The organism is Pantoea nemavictus, assembly GCF_037479095.1.
GTDB lineage: Bacteria > Pseudomonadota > Gammaproteobacteria > Enterobacterales > Enterobacteriaceae > Pantoea > Pantoea nemavictus.
In genome coordinates, this window is record NZ_JBBGZW010000001.1 from 3885069 (window position 1) to 3903829 (window position 18761).

Consider the following 18761-nt stretch of genomic DNA (forward strand, 5'->3'; position numbering starts at 1 on the left):
TCCAGCAGCGGTTAATACCGCTGCTTTTTTTTTGCCTGCGATAAACGAATAACACCTGCGGCTCTCTGGCTTAACTTCCATCAACACGTTACGGACGTAAGGATTTTTTGTGCTGATAATTCTGGGTTATATCGTGGTCGTCGGCTCCGTGTTGGGCGGCTACGCGATGGTCGGCGGACATTTAGGCGCGCTATATCAGCCGGCGGAGCTGATCATTATCGGCGGTGCCGGTATCGGTGCCTTTTTAGTCGGCAATAATGGCAAATCGATCAAGAAGACATTAAAAGCGTTGCCATTGTTAATGCGCGGCTCGAAATATAACAAAGCTGTATACATGGATTTAATGGCGCTGCTCTATCGCCTGATGGCGAAATCCCGTCAGCAAGGCATGCTGTCATTAGAACGTGATATTGAAGACCCAAGTCAGAGTGAAATTTTCGCTAACTATCCGCGTATTTTGTCCGATAAACAGTTGGTCGATTTTATTACCGACTATTTACGTTTAATGGTCAGCGGAAATATGAACGCCTTCGAGATTGAAGCCCTGATGGACGAAGAGATTGAAACCTACGAGCACGAGTGCGAAGTACCAGCGCAAAGTATATCGGCCGTGGGTGATGGCTTACCGGCTTTCGGCATCGTTGCCGCGGTAATGGGCGTGGTGCATGCACTGGCGTCGGCCGACCGTCCGGCCGCAGAGTTAGGTGCGCTGGTTGCCCACGCCATGGTCGGTACCTTCCTCGGGATTTTACTGGCCTACGGCTTTATTTCGCCGCTGGCCTCGGTACTGCGACAGAAATGTGCCGAAACCACCAAGATGATGCAGTGCGTAAAGGTGACATTGCTCTCCAGCCTGAACGGCTACGCGCCGCAAATCGCGGTGGAGTTTGGACGTAAAACGCTCTATTCCGCTGAACGTCCGTCGTTCTCCGAGCTGGAAGAGCACGTGCGTAACGCCAAGAACCCGGCGAAACAAACTTCGGATGAGAATTCATGAAAGCTGGCAATCGCCCCATTGTGCTGGTTAAAAAGCGCAAACATAAAGGTCACCATGGCAGCCACGGTTCGTGGAAGATTGCCTATGCCGACTTTATGACGGCGATGATGGCGTTCTTTATGGTGATGTGGCTGCTCTCCATCTCCAGCCCGAAAGAGTTAGTACAAATTGCCGAATACTTCAAAACGCCGCTCAAAGTGGCGTTAACCGGCGGTCAGCGCAGCAGCGACAGTGAAAGTCCGATCCCGGGCGGCGGCGACGATCCGACGCAGCAGAAGGGCGAAGTGAAGAAAATTGTCGATATGGATGCGCAGAAGAAAAAGCTGGAGGAGATTCGCCTGAATCGCCTGCGTGAAAAGCTCGATCAGCTGATTGAAGCCGATCCGCGTCTGAAAGCGCTGCGTCCGCACCTGATTATCAACATGGTGGAAGAGGGGCTGCGCATTCAGATTATCGATAGCCAGAACCGCCCGATGTTTAAAACCGGTAGCGCAGACGTTGAGCCCTATATGCGCGACATTCTGCGCACCATTGCGCCGCTACTGAATGATATTCCGAACAAAATTAGCCTGTCAGGCCACACCGACGATATCCAGTATGGCAATGGCGATCGCGGCTACAGCAACTGGGAGCTGTCGGCCGATCGTGCCAACGCCTCACGCCGTGAGCTGATGATCGGTGGGCTGGACGGCAGCAAAATGCTGCGTGTGGTCGGTATGGCCGACACCATGAAGCTGAAAAACCGTGGTGCTAATGATGCAGTCAACCGCCGCATTAGCCTGCTGGTGTTGAATCACGACACCGAAGCGGCGATTGAAAAAGAGAATGCCGAGAGCGATGCCGTACAGGTCAGCGACCCGGCGCAAATTATTCCCGACATTACCGCACCCGCCGTACCGGCTGCGCCGACTGCCCCAACAGGTTCCACTGCGACACCGGCTGCGCCGGCGGCTGCGACGGCACCTGCGGCAGCGGCGACGCCCGCGGTGAGCGTGGTGACACCAGACCAACCCTCACAGCCGAGGTGATCCCGTGAGCATGGACATCAGCGATTTTTACCAGACGTTTTTCGATGAAGCCGATGAGCTGTTAGCGGATATGGAGCAACACCTGTTGGGACTCGATCCCCAGGAGCCCGATTCCGAGCAGTTGAATGCCATCTTCCGCGCCGCCCACTCCATCAAGGGCGGAGCCGGTACGTTTGGCTTTACGGTTTTACAGGAAACCACCCACATCCTGGAAAACATTCTGGATGGTGCGCGCCGCGGCGAGATGCAGCTCAGCACCGATATCATCAACCTGTTTTTGGAAACCAAAGATATTATGCAAGAACAGCTCGATGCCTATAAAACGGCGCAGGAGCCCAACGCAGAAAGCTTTAAATACATCTGCGAAGCGCTGCGTCAGCTGGCACTGGAAGCGAAGGGCATCGCGCCTGAAGCGCCAAAAGTCGCCGAAGTGATTGACATCGCTGCACCGGTTGCCGCCGCAGGTCTGCGCCTGCAGCTGGTTGATCTGAAAGAGAAAGAGCCGGAGCTGATGCTGGAAGAGCTCGGCAATCTCGGCACGGTCAGCAACGTGGTAAAAGGCGCTAATTCGCTCGAAGTGACCATCGATGGCGTCGGCAAAGATGACATCGTCGCCGTGCTGTGCTTTGTACTCGATGAAGCGCAGATCCACTTCCCGGCAGGCGCGGCGGCAGTGGCCGAAGCGCCGGTGGTGGACGTGGTCGCTGAAGCGGTGCAAACCGCCACCGTTACCGAGATTACGCCGGCAGCGAAACGTGAACCTAAGCGTGCAGCGGCACCGGCCAAGGGCAGTGAATCCAGCAGCATCCGCGTGGCAGTGGAGAAAGTGGACCAGCTGATTAACCTGGTGGGCGAACTGGTGATCACCCAATCGATGCTGGCGCAGCGCTCCGGCGCGCTGGATCCGGTGGCGCACGGCGACCTGCTGAACAGCATGGGCCAGCTGGAGCGTAACGCCCGCGATCTGCAAGAGTCGGTGATGTCGATTCGTATGATGCCAATGGAGTATGTCTTCAGCCGCTTCCCGCGCCTGGTGCGCGATTTGGCCAGCAAGCTGGGCAAAGAGGTGGAACTGACGCTGCTTGGCAGCTCGACCGAACTGGATAAGAGCCTGATTGAACGCATCATCGATCCGTTAACGCACCTGGTGCGTAACAGCCTCGATCACGGTATCGAAACCCCGGAAAAACGTCTGGCTGCCAGCAAAACGGCAGTCGGTAACCTGACGCTGTCCGCGGAACATCAGGGCGGCAACATCTGCATCGAAGTGATCGATGACGGTGCCGGTCTGAACCGTGAACGTATCCTGGCTAAAGCGCTGTCGTCTGGCCTGCCGGTGAGCGACAGCATGAGCGATGAAGAAGTCGGCATGCTGATCTTCGCGCCGGGCTTCTCCACCGCCGAACAGGTCACTGACGTGTCGGGCCGTGGCGTGGGCATGGACGTGGTGAAACGTAACATTCAGGAGATGGGCGGCCACGTCGAAATCTCCTCGAAGCAGGGCAAAGGCACCACTATTCGCATCCTGCTGCCGCTGACGCTGGCGATCCTCGACGGCATGTCGGTGCGCGTGGCCAACGAAGTGTTCATTCTGCCGCTCAACGCGGTGATGGAATCACTGCAGCCAACCGCTGAAGAGTTAAAACCGCTGGCCGGTGGCGAGCGCGTGCTGGAAGTGCGAGGCGAGTATCTGCCGCTGGTTGAGTTGTGGAATGTGTTTGAGGTGCAAAACGCCAAAACCGACGCCACGCAAGGCATTGTGGTGATTCTGCAAAGCGCAGGCCGTCGCTATGCGCTGCTGGTCGATCAGCTGATTGGTCAGCATCAGGTGGTAGTGAAAAACCTTGAAAGCAACTATCGCAAAGTGCCGGGGATTTCAGCCGCCACCATTCTGGGCGATGGTAGCGTGGCGCTGATTGTGGATGTCTCAGCACTGCAATCGTTGAACCGTGAAAAGCGTGTGGCCGGTGCCGCAGCGTAATAGATAACGAAAGGGTAAAAAAATGACTGACATGGCAACCGTGACCAAAATCGCTGGCGAAACCGTCGGCCAGGAGTTCTTAGTTTTCACACTGGGTGACGAAGAGTACGGCATCGACATTCTGAAAGTGCAGGAGATCCGCGGCTACGATCAGGTAACCCGCATCGCGAACACGCCAGAGTTCATCAAAGGCGTCACCAACCTGCGCGGCGTGATTGTGCCCATTATCGACCTGCGCGTGAAATTCTCGCAGCCGGACGTGGATTACAACGAGAACACCGTGGTGATCGTGCTGAATCTTGAGCAGCGCGTGGTGGGGATTGTGGTTGACGGCGTTTCTGACGTGCTGTCGCTGACTCAGGAGCAGATTCGTCCTTCACCGGAATTTGCGGTCACCATGTCTACCGAGTACCTGACCGGTCTGGGTGCGCTGGGTGAACGTATGCTGATTCTGGTCGACATCGAAAAGCTGCTGAGCAGTGAAGAGATGGCGCTAGTGGATAACCTGCGTACCGCCTAATCACATCAACGGGCCGCGCTGCTGCGGCCCGTTATCATCACGTACGTTAATTAATTTGTTGTAAATCAACAACAAAACTGCAAAAACCCTGCTTTTCTCCTCAATATTCCCCGCCGTAAGTCGATAACTGCTCTGCACGATTTTTCTTCATTTTCCAGGGCAAACTATGTTTACAAGAATCCGCGTTGTCACCAGCTTATTGCTGGTGTTGTTGGTATTTGGTTTTCTGCAATTGGCATCCGGCTCGCTGTTTTTTAAAGCGCTAAGTGATGACAAAAACAGTTTCAACGTTTCACAACTGGCGAGCAAAAACACCGCCGCCATCAACGACGCCTACATGAGCCTCAATCAGAGCCGTGTGGTGTTAACCCGCATTCAGTTGCGCATGGCGACCAGCAAGCTCAGCGGCAGTGAAGCGGATGTGGCCGGTTTATATAACGACAGCAAAGCCTTCCAGAAAGAGGCCGCTGATAACTATCAGCTGTTTAAAGCCACGCCGGATACGCCGGGGCAGGATGCCGCGCTTAACAAGCGTCTGGATGACACCTATTCTGCTTATGCCAGCGCGCTGGGCCAGATGCAGGATGCGCTGGTAGCACAAGATCTGGTGCAGGCCGCGAAAGTGCCGGTGGCGCCAAGCCAGAGTGCGTTCCTGAAAGAGTACCGCCAGTGGCGTGCCGATCAGGACCGTTTGACGGCGAAGGGCGTCGCCGCCAACAGCTCTGCCTACGATCATATGATCTGGCTGCTGACTGCGGTGTTGGCGATCGTGGTGGCGGTGATTGTGCTGTGCTGGTTTGGCATGCGCAAAATTCTGATCACGCCGCTCAACCACAACATTCAGCATATTCAGCACATTGCGCAGGGCGATTTAACGCAGCACATTGCGGTTGTTGGGCGCAATGAAATGAGCCAGCTGGCGCAAAGCCTGCATGATATGCAGCAGTCGCTGGTACGCACGGTAAGTGATGTGCGTGACGGATCGGATGCCATCTTTACCGGAGCCAGTGAGATTTCGGCGGGCAATAACGATCTCTCGGCACGTACCGAAGAGCAGGCGGCCTCGCTGGAACAGACCGCCGCCAGCATGGAACAGCTGACCGCCACCGTGAAGCAGAACGCGGAAAATGCGCGTCAGGCTTCGCAGCTGGCGCTGAGTGCCTCTGAAACCGCGCAGAAGGGTGGCGATGTGGTGCAAGGCGTGGTGCGTACCATGAGCGACATCGCCGGCAGCTCGAAGAAGATTGCTGACATCACCAGCGTCATCGACGGCATCGCCTTCCAGACCAACATTCTGGCACTCAATGCGGCGGTAGAAGCGGCGCGTGCCGGTGAACAAGGCCGTGGATTTGCGGTGGTAGCAGGCGAAGTGCGAAATCTGGCGCAGCGCAGCGCACAGGCGGCCAAAGAGATCAAAGGGCTGATTGAAGACTCCGTCAGCCGCGTTAACAGCGGCTCAGCGCTGGTGGGTACCGCCGGTGAAACCATGAGCGATATCGTCAATGCGGTCACCCGCGTGACGGATATTATGGGCGAAATTGCCTCGGCATCGGATGAGCAGAGTCGTGGTATCGACCAGGTGGGTCAGGCGGTGACGGAGATGGATCGTGTGACGCAGCAGAACGCCTCGCTGGTAGAAGAGTCTGCCGCAGCGGCGGCCTCACTGGAAGAGCAGGCCAGCCGCTTGAGCCAGTCGGTGGCGGTGTTCCGCGTACCGCGCGCGGCACAAGCACAGCCGAAAGCCGGCGTACGTCATCCGCAGATTGCACCGCCCACCTTGAGCGCACCGCGTAAAGCGGTGATCGCCGCTGCAGGCGACAGTAATTGGGAAACGTTCTAAGTTTCGGCGTCGTCGGTCCCTCACCCCGGCCCTCTCCCGTAGGCGGGAGAGGGCGATGTTGCATAGGTAAGCTCGATCGGTTCCCTCTCCCATTTGTAGGAGAGGGTTAGGGTGAGGGACAAACCGCACCTCACCCAATGCGCCTTTATCGCTCACCCGATAAAGGCGCATTTTTTTTACTGTTAATTTTTTTACTTATAAAACACTGCAATCATGCTAAAACGCAGAGTTTTAATTTGTAAAGTCGCTTAAGCGCCCTGAAAAATTCAGAATATTGGTCGATAACGGGGATAGCCGAAACGCATTCCTGGAGATCCCATGTTAAAACGAATCAATGTAGTGACCAGTTTAATCGCCGTATTGCTGGTGTTTGGTGCTTTACAGTTACTTTCGGGTGGTCTGTTCTGGTCCGCCTTGCAAAAAGATAAAGAGGCGTTTGCCGTTGCGCAGATCTCAACCAACAACGTAGGGGCGATGTCCGACGCCTGGATTGAATTAAATCAAACCCGCACGGTACTCAATCGCGCGATGTTGCGCATGCAGGGCAGCATGGCCGCGCAGGCCAACGGCGGCCAGCTGGGAGCGTTAATTGCGCAAACGGAAAAACAGCTCGATGTCGCTGCCGGCCACTATCAACGCTACTACGACTTGCCCGCCACGCCGGGCTTGCCGGAAGCGCTGCGCGATAAGCTGGAAGCGAACTATGCCGCTTTCAACAACGGGCTGAAAGCGATGCTTGAGCGCCTGAAAGCCAACGATCTGCAAGGCATGTTTGCGCAGAATATCGAAGCGAAACAGGTGGCGATGAAAGCCACCTACGAAGAGTGGCGTACTGCGCAAAGCGAACTGGCAGCAGAAGGTGTGGCGCAGAATCAGCGTGCCTTCCATACCATGATGTGGCTGCTGGCATCAGTGATGCTCGTGGTGGTTGCGGTGATTATCGGCTGCTGGTTTGGTTTACGCAGCGTGCTGATTCAGCCACTGCATCAGTTGCTGGGCCATATTCGTCACATCGCCGCGGGCGATCTCACCCAAACCATCGTGGTTGAGGGGCGAAATGAGATGAGCCAGCTGGCGGGCAGCCTGCATGAAATGCAGCAGTCGCTGGTCAGCACCGTGGGCAATGTGCGCGATGGTTCCGATGCCATTTTCACCGGTGCCAGTGAAATCGCCGCCGGTAATAACGATCTTTCGGCGCGTACCGAAGAGCAAGCCGCGTCACTGGAACAGACCGCAGCCAGCATGGAGCAGTTAACCGCTACCGTGAAACAGAACGCCGAAAACGCCCGTCAGGCCTCGCAACTGGCGCTCAGTGCATCCGATACCGCGCGCAAAGGCGGTGAAGTGGTCGATGGCGTGGTGCGTACCATGCAGGATATTGCCGGTAGCTCGAAGAAGATCGCCGACATTATCAGCGTCATTGATGGAATTGCCTTCCAGACCAACATCCTGGCACTCAACGCTGCGGTGGAAGCGGCTCGTGCCGGTGAGCAGGGGCGTGGTTTTGCCGTAGTGGCAGGCGAGGTGCGCAATCTGGCACAGCGCAGTGCGCAGGCGGCGAAAGAGATCAAAGGCTTGATTGAAGACTCGGTGAATCGCGTCAACAACGGCTCGCAACTGGTGGGGACCGCCGGTGAAACCATGAATGATATCGTCGGCGCCGTCACACGCGTTACCGATATCATGGGCGAGATCGCGTCGGCGTCCGATGAACAGAGCCGCGGTATCGATCAGGTGGGACAAGCGGTGACCGAGATGGATCGCGTCACGCAGCAGAACGCCTCGCTGGTGGAGGAGTCCGCCGCCGCCGCCGCGTCACTGGAAGAGCAGGCCAGTCGCCTGAGCCAGTCGGTATCGGTATTCCGCATTCCGCGTGCCGCTCAGGTGCCACCCGCTAAAGCCACCCTCGCCCGTCAGATCGCCAGCGCACCGCGCAAAGCAGCGGCGGCGGCGGTGAGTGAGGGTAACTGGGAGACGTTTTAAGTTTCGGCGTCGCTGCCCCTCACCCCGGCCCTCTCCCGCAAGCGGGAGAGGGAGACGCTGCCATATGTTAGCGCGATCGGTTCCCTCTCCCACTTGTGGGAGAGGGTTAGGGTGAGGGACAGCGAGCACATCCCCTATTTATCCTTACTCCTCCTTAATTCCCGCTGGTCCAACCCCTGCGAACACACATAAAGATCCCCTCGCGCACGCCGATAACAGGAGCGATCCGCCAACCAATGAGGTGTTTATGTTTAGTCGTATTCGTGTTGTTTCCGGCTTGCTGTGCGTGCTGGCGCTGTTTGCCTTACTGCAGCTGTTTTCCGGGGGAGTGTTCTATTCCACGGTGAAAGCCGATAAAGATAATTTTGCCTACAACCAGCGTCTCAGCACGCTGCAACGGGCGATGGGCACCTCATGGGTATCGCTGGTTCAGGCGCGTAACACGCTGAACCGTGCGGGGATCCGTTACCTGCTGGATAGTCAGCAGGCGGGCTCGGGTGCGACCGTGAAAGATCTGGTGGCGCTGGCGAGTGAGGAGTTGAAGAACGCTGATGCAGGTTTCGCCGAATTTAACGCCAATCTGTCTGAAAAGGGCAAAACGGCGGAAAACGTGCTGACGCTGCAGGCCAACTACAACGCCTATCGGGGGGCATTGGGTGAGTTGATTGATTTCCTCGGTAGCGGAAATTTCAAAGGATTTGTCGATCAACCGACGCAGGGATTCCAGGATAAGTTTGCCAAAGATTACAACGCCTGGCTGGGCTACAACATCGAGCTGGCGAGTAAGGGTGTGGAGGCCAATGAAGCGGCCTATACCCAATCAATCATGCTGGTGGTCGGCACGCTGCTGGTGACCTTGCTGGTGATTGCATTGGTGTGGAGCGGCATGCGTTCCGTGCTGATCCGTCCGCTGAAGCAGAGTATTGAGCATATCCGCCACATCGCGCGGGGTGACTTAACCCAGCAGGTGGAGATCAACGTGCGCAATGAGATGGGCGAACTGCTCACGTCACTGCAGGAAATGCAGCAAGCGCTGGCGCGTACGGTGCGTACCGTGCGTGATGGTTCTGATGCCATCTACACCGGTGCCAGCGAAATCGCTATGGGCAACAACGATCTCTCTTCGCGTACCGAGCAGCAAGCGGCTTCGCTGGAAGAGACCGCCGCCAGCATGGAGCAGCTCACCGCCACCGTGAAGCAGAACGCCGAGAATGCCCGCCAGGCCTCACAGCTGGCGTTGACGGCGTCTGAAACCGCGCAGCAGGGCGGCAAAGTGGTGGATGGCGTAGTCACCACCATGAAAGAGATTACCGGTAGCTCGAAGAAAATCGCTGACATCATCAGCGTGATCGACGGTATCGCCTTCCAGACCAACATCCTCGCACTGAACGCCGCAGTAGAAGCCGCGCGTGCCGGTGAGCAGGGCCGTGGTTTTGCCGTGGTAGCCGGTGAGGTGCGCAGTCTGGCACAGCGCAGTGCTCAGGCGGCGAAAGAGATTAAAGGATTGATCGAAGATTCGGTCAGCCGCGTCAACACCGGTTCCGTGCTGGTGGAGAGCGCCGGGGAAACCATGACCAACATCGTCAATGCGGTGACGCGCGTTACCGACATCATGGGCGAAATCGCCTCGGCGTCGGACGAGCAGAGCCGAGGTATCGATCAGGTCGGTCTGGCGGTGAACGAGATGGATCGCGTGACTCAGCAGAACGCCGCGCTGGTTGAAGAGTCGGCGACTGCGGCAGCGGCGCTGGAAGATCAGGCCAGCCGACTGAAACAGTCGGTTGCGGTGTTCAATATTGGTAAAGAATTTGTCGTTCAGGCCGTTAACGTATCTACAGCGGCAAAAAATTTGCGTTCGGGAGCGCCAAAAGCCTTGGCACAACCGGCAGGCGCACGTAGCACAGACGATAACTGGGAAACCTTTTAATCCTTGTGGCCGCCGCAAGGCGGCCCATAAGCATGGCGCGACTGGCAGCACAGTAGCAACCGCAGTATCACAATTTAAACAGTTTGTTGCCGGGTGACCTGAAATGAAGAAATCGACGTTATTAGATCAAAGTGAAGCGACCACGCTGCTCTCGCAAATGGTGCAGCGCTTGCCGCTCTCAGATACTCATTTTCGTCGTATCAGCCAGCTGATTTATCAGCGAGCGGGCATTGTGCTGGCCGACCATAAGCGCGAGATGGTTTACAACCGTTTAGTGCGTCGTCTGCGCATGCTGAATATTGATGACTTTGGCCGCTATCTGGCGCTGCTGGAGCAGGACCAGAACAGTGCCGAGTGGCAGGCATTTATTAACGCGTTGACCACCAACCTGACCTCTTTCTTCCGCGAGGCGCATCACTTTCCGATCCTCGCGGATCATGCGCGTAAGCGCACGGGTAATTACAGCGTCTGGAGCACCGCCGCCTCAACCGGCGAAGAGCCGTACTCCATCGCCATGACGCTGGCTGAAACGCTGGGTACCGGTCCGGGTAAGTTCCAGGTGCACGCCAGCGATATTGATACGCAGGTGCTTGAGAAAGCCGTGGCAGGCGTCTATCGCCAGGAAGAGCTGCGCACCTTGTCGCAGTCACAGTTGCAGCGCTTTTTCCTGCGCGGCACTGGCCCGCACGAAGGCATGGTGCGGGTGCGTTCTGACCTCGCCAACATGGTGAACTATTCGCAACTGAATTTACTGGCCAACGACTGGGCGTTGCCGGGTCCGTTCGACGCGATTTTTTGTCGCAACGTGATGATCTATTTCGATAAAGAGACGCAGGAACAGATTCTGCGCCGTTTCGTGCCCCTGCTGAAGCCCGGCGGCCTGCTGTTTGCCGGACACTCAGAGAACTTTAGTCAGATCAGCAAAGAGTTCTGGCTGCGTGGACAGACAGTCTATGGACTGAGCAAGGAAAGACGATGAGCAAAATCACCGTGATGTGCGTGGATGACTCTGCGCTAATGCGACAGTTGATGACGGAAATCATCAACAGCCATCCCGATATGGAGATGGTCGCGAGTGCGCCAGATCCGCTGGTGGCGCGGGATTTAATCAAACAGTACAACCCGCAGGTGTTGACGCTGGATGTGGAAATGCCGCGCATGGATGGCCTCGATTTCCTCGAGAAACTGATGCGCCTGCGTCCAATGCCGGTGGTGATGGTGTCATCGCTGACCGGTAAAGGATCCGAAGTGACGCTACGCGCGCTGGAGCTGGGCGCGGTGGATTTTGTCACCAAGCCGCAGCTCGGCATTCGTGAAGGCATGCTGGCCTATAGCCAGATGATTGCCGACAAGATTCGCGCCGCAGCGCGCGCCAAACTGCATGCGCGTGCGGCCACGCCGATGCCGGTAACCTTGAAAGCCGGTCCGCTGTTGAGTAGTGAAAAGCTGATAGCCATTGGCTCATCCACCGGCGGCACCGAGGCGATTCGCCATGTGCTGCAGCCGCTGCCGGCCACCAGTCCGGCGCTGCTGATAACGCAACATATGCCGCCAGGCTTTACCCGCTCGTTTGCCGAGCGACTGAACAAGCTGTGCCAGATCACTGTGAAAGAGGCGGAAGATGGCGAGCGTATTCTGCCGGGCCATGCCTATATCGCGCCGGGCGCGATGCACATGGAGCTGGCGCGTAGCGGGGCGAACTACGTAGTGAAACTGAATGACGGTCCGCCGGTGAATCGACACAAGCCATCGGTTGATGTGCTGTTCCGTTCGGTGGCGGTCCATGCAGGACGAAATGCGGTGGGTGTGATCCTGACCGGGATGGGGAACGACGGCGCCGCCGGGATGCTGGAAATGCATCGCGCGGGCGCCTGGACCATCGCGCAGGATGAAGCCAGCTGTGTGGTATTTGGCATGCCGCGCGAAGCGATTGCGATGGGCGGCACCAGTGAAGTGGTCGATTTGGGCCACATCAGTCAGCACATGCTGGCGAAAATTAGCGCCGGACAGGCATTGCGAATTTAACGAGCCCGTCCTGCTGGACGAGACAACACAGGAGTAGATATGGCTGATAAAAATATGCGCTTTTTGGTGGTGGATGACTTCAATACGATGCGTCGTATCGTCCGTAACCTGCTGAAAGAGCTGGGATTCAATAACGTCGAAGAGGCAGAAGACGGCGTTGATGCGCTAACTAAACTGCGTGCGGGCGGCTTTGATTTCGTGGTGTCGGACTGGAACATGCCCAACATGGACGGTCTGGAACTGCTGCAGACCATTCGTGCGGATGCGGCGCTGAGTAAACTGCCGGTGCTGATGGTCACGGCGGAAGCGAAGAAAGAGAACATCATCGCGGCCGCGCAGGCTGGTGCCAGCGGCTACGTAGTGAAACCGTTCACTGCTGCCACGCTGGAAGAGAAGTTAGGCAAAATATTCGAAAAACTGGGTATGTAAGGAGATGTGATGAGCGACCTTCCGAAATCAACCGAAGAAGCCTCGGCACACGACATTATTACCCGCATCGGCTCACTGACGCGCATGCTGCGTGACAGTTTGCGTGAGCTGGGGTTAGACCAGGCGATTGCTGAAGCGGCGGAAGCGATTCCTGACGCGCGCGATCGTTTGGATTATGTTGTGCAAATGACGGCGCAAGCGGCTGAACGTGCGTTGAACTGCGTTGAAGCAGCGCAGCCACACCAGGACCAAATGGAAGTCAACGCCAACCAGCTGAAAGGCCGCTGGGACGCATGGTTTGAAAATCCGATTGAACTGACAGATGCGCGCGAGTTGGTTTCGGATACGCGCCAGTTCCTGACTGACGTTCCGGGACACACGTCGTACACCAATAAGCAGTTGCTCGAAATTATGATGGCGCAGGATTTCCAGGACCTTACCGGTCAGGTGATCAAGCGCATGATGGATGTGATCCAGGAGATCGAGCGTCAGTTGCTGATGGTGCTGCTGGAGAATATGCCAGAAGCGAACGCGGCAGCCCGTAAGGATGCGACCAGCCTGTTAAATGGTCCGCAGATCCATGCCAATGCACCGGGCGTGGTGGCGAACCAGGATCAGGTTGATGACCTGCTGGATAGTTTAGGGTTTTAAGTACGCTGGCCCTCACCCTAACCCTCTCCCACAGGTGGGAGAGGGAACCGATCGAGCCTGCATGTGGGAGAGTCATTCGACTGCGCCTGCATGTGGGAGAGTAATTCGACTGAGCCTGCATGTGGCAGCGTCTCCCTCTCCCGCTTGCGGGAGAGGGCCGGGGTGAGGGACAACGCGCACGGCACCCATCCGTGCCAAACCTCACACAGCACGCCTGTGCGCCACCAACACCTGCACCCCCAACGCCTCAAACGCCGCGACCTGCGCCGGTGAAATCCCGCTATCGGTAATCAGATAGTGAATATGGCTCCAGTCGCACGGCAGGGCGAACATCGACACCTTATCAATCTTGCTGGAATCCGCTACCACGTAAACGGTGCTGGCCGATTTGATCATCGCCATCTTCACTTTGATATCGGTCTCGCTGGGAAAGCTCAGCCCCAAACGCGGCGAAATACAGGCGGTGGCGAGAAACAGCTTCTCCGCCAATACGTTTTCGAAAAAAGAGGCCGCTTTCTCACCCGAGGTCGATAGCGTCGGGAACTTGAAGGTGCCGCCGGTCAGCAAAATATTAATCCCCGGTTCGCCGCCCAGCTTTAGCGCAATATTAACGGCAGTGGTAATCACTGACAGACGCCGAATATGACTAATCGCCTCGGCGATTGCCGTGGTAGTGGTGCCGGAATCGAAAATCACCGTATCGCCATTCTCCACATGCTGCGCGGCAAGGCGTCCAATCGCCTGTTTTTCGTCGAGATGCGTCTGGCGCTCCAGCAGCATTGCACCGCTATTTTGCTTACCGGTCATCAGCGTGGCGCCGCCGTGATAACGCTGCACATGACCCTCTTGCTGCAACATGCGCAGGTCGGTGCGGATGGTGGCTTCGGTCAGGCCAAAGGTATCGGTTAACGCTTTTACCGTGACGGTGCCGTCTTCGCGGATCATCTCCAGAATCTTCTCACGGCGAAGCTGCATATCAGCCAGCTGCTCAGTTTTGCTTTTCAATCGAAACGCTCCCTCTTTCCAATCACGGTCTGGTTTCGCCAATAAGGAAACCCGAGCTGATTTTACTCTGCGTTTTTGGTATTTGCGAGGCAGCTCGCAAGCTCATTTGTTTTCGAATGAAAATGAATATTTGCTATGCGATTGATTTTGCACAAAGCCACTAGCAGCTCTCTCCATGCCTGGAAATATGAAATGTAAGCATTATCAATGAAATCATAGCGATGTATTTTATTGCTGTGATTTGTATGAAATTTGATCTGCCCCACAAACCATTATTAATCGATAGCTTATATTTTTGTTCGAAAACCAATATTGCCAAAAACGATAACCCGGCCAGCGATAATCATCGCCGCAGCGTAATGATGAAAGGAGTAAGTGGATGAGTGGGGAATATGACGTCAACCTGCGCTACGGCGTGAACATTGAGCAGGACTTAAGCGGCAAAGTGGCGGTGGTCACCGGCGGGCTGGGCGGTATTGCCATGGCCAGTAACGCCATGCTGCTGGAGAAAGGGGCGCGGCTGGCGCTGCTCTATCCTCCATTCGAACGTGACAAAGTGGCTGATGTGCAGACGCAATTCGCCGCCGATCGCGTGCTGCTGGTGTGCTGCGATGTCACCGATCCCGGCTCGGTGGATGCTGCCTTCAACCAGGTCGAACAGCATTATGGTCAGATTGATATCCTGGTGAACTGCGCCGGCTACGTGATGTTACAAGCGGTACTGGAGACCGATTTCGCCGAGTGGCAGAAACAGATCGCCGTGAATCTTACCGGCCCCTTTCTCTGCTCGCAGGCTGCCGGTAAACGCATGGTGCGTGCCGGCAACGGCGGCAAAATTATCAATATCGCCTCGCAGGCCGCCTCTATCGCCATCGATAACCACGTGGCTTACACCTCGGCCAAAGCGGGTCTGCTGGGCATGACCAAGGTGATGGCCAAAGAGTTTGCGCCGCATCGCATCAACGTAAATACCCTGTCGCCCACCGTAGTGCTGACGCCGATGGGGGAAAAAGCCTGGCGCGGAGAGAAGGGTGAAGCGATGAAAAAACTGATCCCACTCGGGCGCTTTGCCTATACCGACGAAATCGCCGCCGCGGTGCTGTTCTTCGCCAGTAACGGCAGCGACATGATCACCGGCGCAGATTTGATGATCGACGGTGGCTTTACCATCTGGTAAGGCCACGCCAACACCAGAACGGCTGACCCTGCACCTACAACAAAGAGAAAATCACCATGAAAAAACCCATCCTACTGTTGACTGCTATTGCCAGTTGTCTGATCGCGCACGCCAGTTTGGCTGCCGAAAAAGGCACCATCATGATTCTGGTAAACTCACTGGATAACCCGTATTACGCCTCCGAAGCCAAAGGCGCCAACCTCAAAGCGCAGGAACTCGGCTACAAAACCAGCGTGCTGTCGCATGGCGAAGATGTGAAGAAGCAAAGTGAACTGATTGATGCCGCGATTGGCAAGAAAGTACAGGGCATCGTGCTGGATAACGCGGACTCCACCGCCAGCGTCGCCGCCATCAAAAAAGCCAAAGATGCCGGCATTCCGGTGGTACTGATCAACCGCGAGATCCCGGTGGATGACGTGGCGCTGGCGCAAATCACCCACAACAACTTCCAGGCCGGTTCCGATGTGGCCAACGTGTTTGTCGAGAAGATGGGCGAAAAGGGCAGCTATGCCGAACTCACCTGTAATCTCGCCGATAACAACTGCGTCACGCGTTCCAAATCCTTCCACCAAGTGCTCGATCAATATTCCGACATGAAAAGCGTCGCGCGTCAGGATGCCAAAGGCACGCTGATTGATGGTAAACGCATCATGGACAGCATCCTACAGGCGCATCCGGATGTGAAAGGGGTGATCTGCGGCAACGGCCCGGTAGCGCTGGGGGCAATTGCCGCGCTGAAAGCGGCGGGTCGTAACGATGTCATCGTGGTCGGTATTGACGGCAGTAATGATGAGCGCGATGCGGTCGAGAAAGGCGATCTGAAAGCCACGGTGATGTTGCAGGCGCAAGCTATTGCCGCCCAGGGCGTAACCGACCTCGACAACTTTATTCAGAAAGGCACTAAACCTGAGAAGCAGCGCGTGATGTTCCGCGGCATTCTCATCACCCCAGATAACGCGAAAGGCGTGCAGGACTTTAACTTCAAGTCGTAATCAACGCGGTGCGCCCGTTCATCGGGCGCTCAGGAGAATGTGATGCACAGACGACTCTGGTTACTGCTACCCGTCGTGATCCTTAGCGGTTGCCGCATTGTGTCGCAGCAGGAGCTGGCCGACCTGAAAAATCCCCCTAATGCCAACATGGCCAACATCGCGCAGATGTGGCAGCAGAAGCTGGTGCCGCAGGTCGCTCATGAAGCCAGGCCGCTGGCAGAACTGATGAAGTCGCTGCAGTCGGCCAAAGATTTCGACAGTGCCTGTAAAAGCTACGGCTATCGCAGCCAGGATGAGAATCCCTGTGTATTCAGCGTCAGCCTGAGCGGAGAAGTGACGGCGCTGAATACCACCTCGCGCAGCGGCAAAATGACGGTGAAAGAGGTCTCGGGTGCCAGCGTCACGGTGCAAACCGGGCCGATAATTCGCGGCACCGCGCTGCGTGACGTTTATAAAGGCGCCAGCTATCAGGATTTCAACGATCAGGTGCTGTTTGGCGATTTCAATCGCGCTATCAATCAGCAGGCATCCGACATGATGCAAACGTTTAAGCCGAAAGTGGGCGACAAAGTGGCGATCGTCGGAGTGTTCAGCAGCTGGGATATTCCACAGCAGGCGCCTGACATTACACCGGCGCAAATCACCCGGCAATAAGGAGGGGCTATGTCGCAAATTCCGCCCGACGGGCCGCTGGATGTGATTATCGAGACGCGTAATGTGTCGCGACTCTATCCCGGCGTCACCGCGCTGGACCAGGTCAATTACCGCGTCTATCGCAACAAAGTCAACGTGCTGATTGGCGAAAACGGTGCGGGTAAATCCACCATGATGAAAATGCTGGCGGGCGTAGAGATCCCGTCCTCCGGCGACATTCTGCTGGACGGCGAGGTGGTATCGCTCAACTCCACGCATCAGGCAGAGAAACAGGGCATCAGCATTATCTTTCAGGAGCTAAACCTGTTTCCCAATATGAATGTGATGGACAACATTTTCATGGCCAATGAGTTTTTCCAGCGTGGCGTCATCAATGAGAAGTACCAGTATGAGCTGGCCAAAGCGCTGCTGCAGCGGCTGGAGCTGGATGTCGATCCCTATGCGCCACTGGCTGAGCTGGGTATCGGCCATCAGCAGCTGGTGGAGATCGCGCGGGCGCTGTCCAAAGACACGCGCGTCCTGATTATGGATGAACCGACCAGCGCACTCAGCCAGTCTGAGGTGAAAGTGCTGTTTAACGTGATTGAGCAGCTCAAGCGGCGCGGCGTCACCATCATCTATATCTCGCACCGGCTGGAAGAGCTGATGGAAATTGGCGATCACATCACCATTTTCCGCGACGGACGCTTTATCAGCGAGCGTGAGGTGCGTGATGCTTCAATTCCCTGGATCATTGAGCAGATGGTGGGCGATAAGAAAAAGCATTTCGACTACCAACCGGCGGCGCAGGGTGCCACCGTCCTCAAGGTAAATGGGCTGACCGCGCTGCATCAAAACGGTGGCTACAAGCTTAATGATGTCTCTTTTTCCCTGCGCAAAGGTGAGGTGATTGGCATCTACGGTTTGCTGGGCGCCGGGCGCACCGAGTTGTTTAAAGGGCTGATTGGCATGATGCACTGTCAATCGGGCAGTGTCAGCCTCAACGGGGAAGCGCTGGAGAAGCGTAGCTTTCAACAGCGATTGAAAAAAGGGATTGCGCTGGTGCCGGAAGATCGCCAAACCGAAGGCGTGGTGCAGCTGATGTCGATCACCGCCAACATGACGCTCAGCGATCTCAGCCTGCGCGGGTTCCGCCGCGCGTGGCAGAGGCTCAATCCGCATAAAGAGCAGCGTCGCGTGGATGAAATGATTGGTCATCTGGCGATCAAAGTCAGCGATCCGGAGCTGCCGATCACGTCACTCAGCGGCGGTAATCAGCAGAAAGTGGTGTTGGGAAAAGCGCTGATGACCGGTCCACAAGTGGTGCTGCTCGATGAGCCTACGCGCGGCATCGACGTTGGGGCAAAAACGGATGTCTATCACCTGATTGGTCATCTGGCACAGCAGGGGCTGGCCGTGATGTTCTCATCTTCGGAACTGGATGAAGTGATGGCGCTGGCGGACCGCATTCTGGTGATGGCCGATGGCCGCATTACCGCTGATTTACCGCGCGCGGCGGCCACGCGTGAAGCCTTGATTAGCGCCTCAACGCCACATGACTGAGCCCGCTGGA

At 56.4% G+C, this 18761-nt stretch carries 16 protein-coding genes; 15 read left to right on the forward strand and 1 reads right to left on the reverse strand.

From position 1 onward, the window contains the following. The first annotated feature begins 109 nt into the window (after window positions 1-109). From motA to cheZ, 11 genes are all read left to right on the forward strand, one after another. Window positions 110-997, forward strand: coding sequence for a flagellar motor stator protein MotA (gene motA, locus WH298_RS17930; RefSeq protein ID WP_007891047.1), 888 nt, complete (start codon window positions 110-112; stop codon window positions 995-997). Continuing rightward, a complete protein-coding gene (gene motB / locus WH298_RS17935; protein ID WP_049851853.1) occupies window positions 994-2025 on the forward strand; it encodes a flagellar motor protein MotB in 1032 nt (343 codons plus the stop codon). The genes motA and motB overlap by 4 nt, the downstream gene beginning before the upstream one ends. Before the next feature lie 10 nt (window positions 2026-2035). Continuing rightward, window positions 2036-4006, forward strand: a complete 1971-nt coding sequence (cheA, locus tag WH298_RS17940) for a chemotaxis protein CheA (RefSeq protein ID WP_180823742.1) — start codon at window positions 2036-2038, stop codon at window positions 4004-4006. 22 nt (window positions 4007-4028) lie between these two features. Continuing rightward, complete coding sequence (gene cheW / locus WH298_RS17945; RefSeq protein WP_007892553.1) at window positions 4029-4526, forward strand: chemotaxis protein CheW; 498 nt, start codon at window positions 4029-4031, stop codon at window positions 4524-4526. A gap of 166 nt (window positions 4527-4692) precedes the next feature. After that, complete coding sequence (locus tag WH298_RS17950) at window positions 4693-6366, forward strand: methyl-accepting chemotaxis protein (protein ID WP_180823471.1); 1674 nt, start codon at window positions 4693-4695, stop codon at window positions 6364-6366. Window positions 6367-6684: 318 nt separating this feature from the next. After that, window positions 6685-8349 (forward strand): methyl-accepting chemotaxis protein, encoded by a 1665-nt coding sequence (locus tag WH298_RS17955; protein WP_180823472.1) that lies wholly within the window; start codon window positions 6685-6687, stop codon window positions 8347-8349. Window positions 8350-8596: 247 nt separating this feature from the next. Beyond that, window positions 8597-10276, forward strand: coding sequence for a methyl-accepting chemotaxis protein (locus WH298_RS17960; RefSeq protein ID WP_007892558.1), 1680 nt, complete (start codon window positions 8597-8599; stop codon window positions 10274-10276). 103 nt (window positions 10277-10379) lie between these two features. Next, window positions 10380-11255 (forward strand): protein-glutamate O-methyltransferase CheR, encoded by an 876-nt coding sequence (gene cheR, locus WH298_RS17965; RefSeq protein ID WP_007892559.1) that lies wholly within the window; start codon window positions 10380-10382, stop codon window positions 11253-11255. Beyond that, a complete protein-coding gene (locus WH298_RS17970; protein WP_007892560.1) occupies window positions 11252-12301 on the forward strand; it encodes a protein-glutamate methylesterase/protein-glutamine glutaminase in 1050 nt (349 codons plus the stop codon). Before cheR ends, WH298_RS17970 begins: the two co-directional genes overlap by 4 nt. A 39-nt stretch (window positions 12302-12340) precedes the next feature. Continuing rightward, a complete protein-coding gene (gene cheY / locus WH298_RS17975) occupies window positions 12341-12730 on the forward strand; it encodes a chemotaxis response regulator CheY (protein WP_007892562.1) in 390 nt (129 codons plus the stop codon). Between the two features lie 9 nt (window positions 12731-12739). Continuing rightward, window positions 12740-13381 carry a protein phosphatase CheZ gene (gene cheZ / locus WH298_RS17980; RefSeq protein WP_180823473.1) on the forward strand — a complete coding sequence of 214 codons (642 nt, stop codon included), beginning with the start codon at window positions 12740-12742 and terminating at the stop codon, window positions 13379-13381. Window positions 13382-13582: 201 nt separating this feature from the next. On the opposite strand, the gene WH298_RS17985 is transcribed toward cheZ, so the two are convergent. Beyond that, window positions 13583-14386: a DeoR/GlpR family DNA-binding transcription regulator gene (locus WH298_RS17985; protein WP_007892568.1), complete on the reverse strand. Its 804-nt coding sequence runs from the start codon at window positions 14384-14386 to the stop codon at window positions 13583-13585. Window positions 14387-14765: 379 nt separating this feature from the next. Here WH298_RS17985 and WH298_RS17990 point away from each other — a divergent pair, with 379 nt between their 5' ends. Genes WH298_RS17990 through WH298_RS18005 form a run of 4 tightly spaced genes read left to right on the forward strand, consistent with a single transcriptional unit; the run spans window position 14766 to window position 18751 of the window. Next, window positions 14766-15563 (forward strand): GolD/DthD family dehydrogenase, encoded by a 798-nt coding sequence (locus WH298_RS17990; RefSeq protein WP_049851849.1) that lies wholly within the window; start codon window positions 14766-14768, stop codon window positions 15561-15563. A 56-nt stretch (window positions 15564-15619) separates the two neighbouring features. Beyond that, entirely contained in the window at window positions 15620-16555 is a 936-nt protein-coding gene (locus tag WH298_RS17995) for a D-ribose ABC transporter substrate-binding protein (protein ID WP_007892571.1), read from the forward strand. A 42-nt stretch (window positions 16556-16597) separates the two neighbouring features. Then, window positions 16598-17209, forward strand: coding sequence for a DUF2291 family protein (locus WH298_RS18000; RefSeq protein WP_007892572.1), 612 nt, complete (start codon window positions 16598-16600; stop codon window positions 17207-17209). A gap of 9 nt (window positions 17210-17218) precedes the next feature. Next, the gene (locus WH298_RS18005) at window positions 17219-18751 is read left to right on the forward strand and encodes a sugar ABC transporter ATP-binding protein (protein WP_007892575.1); all 1533 of its coding nucleotides are present in this window, start codon (window positions 17219-17221) and stop codon (window positions 18749-18751) included. Window positions 18752-18761: the final 10 nt, after the last annotated feature.

Excerpts from the sequence above, each read along its gene's own strand:
- motB (WP_049851853.1), top strand. The coding sequence starts at position 994 with ATGAAAGCTGGCAATCGCCCCATTGTGCTGGTTAAAAAGCGCAAACAT.
- cheA (WP_180823742.1), top strand. The coding sequence starts at position 2,036 with ATGGACATCAGCGATTTTTACCAGACGTTTTTCGATGAAGCCGATGAG.
- cheW (WP_007892553.1), top strand. The coding sequence starts at position 4,029 with ATGACTGACATGGCAACCGTGACCAAAATCGCTGGCGAAACCGTCGGC.
- WH298_RS17950 (WP_180823471.1), top strand. The coding sequence starts at position 4,693 with ATGTTTACAAGAATCCGCGTTGTCACCAGCTTATTGCTGGTGTTGTTG.
- WH298_RS17955 (WP_180823472.1), top strand. The coding sequence starts at position 6,685 with ATGTTAAAACGAATCAATGTAGTGACCAGTTTAATCGCCGTATTGCTG.
- WH298_RS17960 (WP_007892558.1), top strand. The coding sequence starts at position 8,597 with ATGTTTAGTCGTATTCGTGTTGTTTCCGGCTTGCTGTGCGTGCTGGCG.
- cheR (WP_007892559.1), top strand. The coding sequence starts at position 10,380 with ATGAAGAAATCGACGTTATTAGATCAAAGTGAAGCGACCACGCTGCTC.
- WH298_RS17970 (WP_007892560.1), top strand. The coding sequence starts at position 11,252 with ATGAGCAAAATCACCGTGATGTGCGTGGATGACTCTGCGCTAATGCGA.
- cheY (WP_007892562.1), top strand. The coding sequence starts at position 12,341 with ATGGCTGATAAAAATATGCGCTTTTTGGTGGTGGATGACTTCAATACG.
- cheZ (WP_180823473.1), top strand. The coding sequence starts at position 12,740 with ATGAGCGACCTTCCGAAATCAACCGAAGAAGCCTCGGCACACGACATT.
- WH298_RS17990 (WP_049851849.1), top strand. The coding sequence starts at position 14,766 with ATGAGTGGGGAATATGACGTCAACCTGCGCTACGGCGTGAACATTGAG.
- WH298_RS17995 (WP_007892571.1), top strand. The coding sequence starts at position 15,620 with ATGAAAAAACCCATCCTACTGTTGACTGCTATTGCCAGTTGTCTGATC.
- WH298_RS18000 (WP_007892572.1), top strand. The coding sequence starts at position 16,598 with ATGCACAGACGACTCTGGTTACTGCTACCCGTCGTGATCCTTAGCGGT.
- WH298_RS18005 (WP_007892575.1), top strand. The coding sequence starts at position 17,219 with ATGTCGCAAATTCCGCCCGACGGGCCGCTGGATGTGATTATCGAGACG.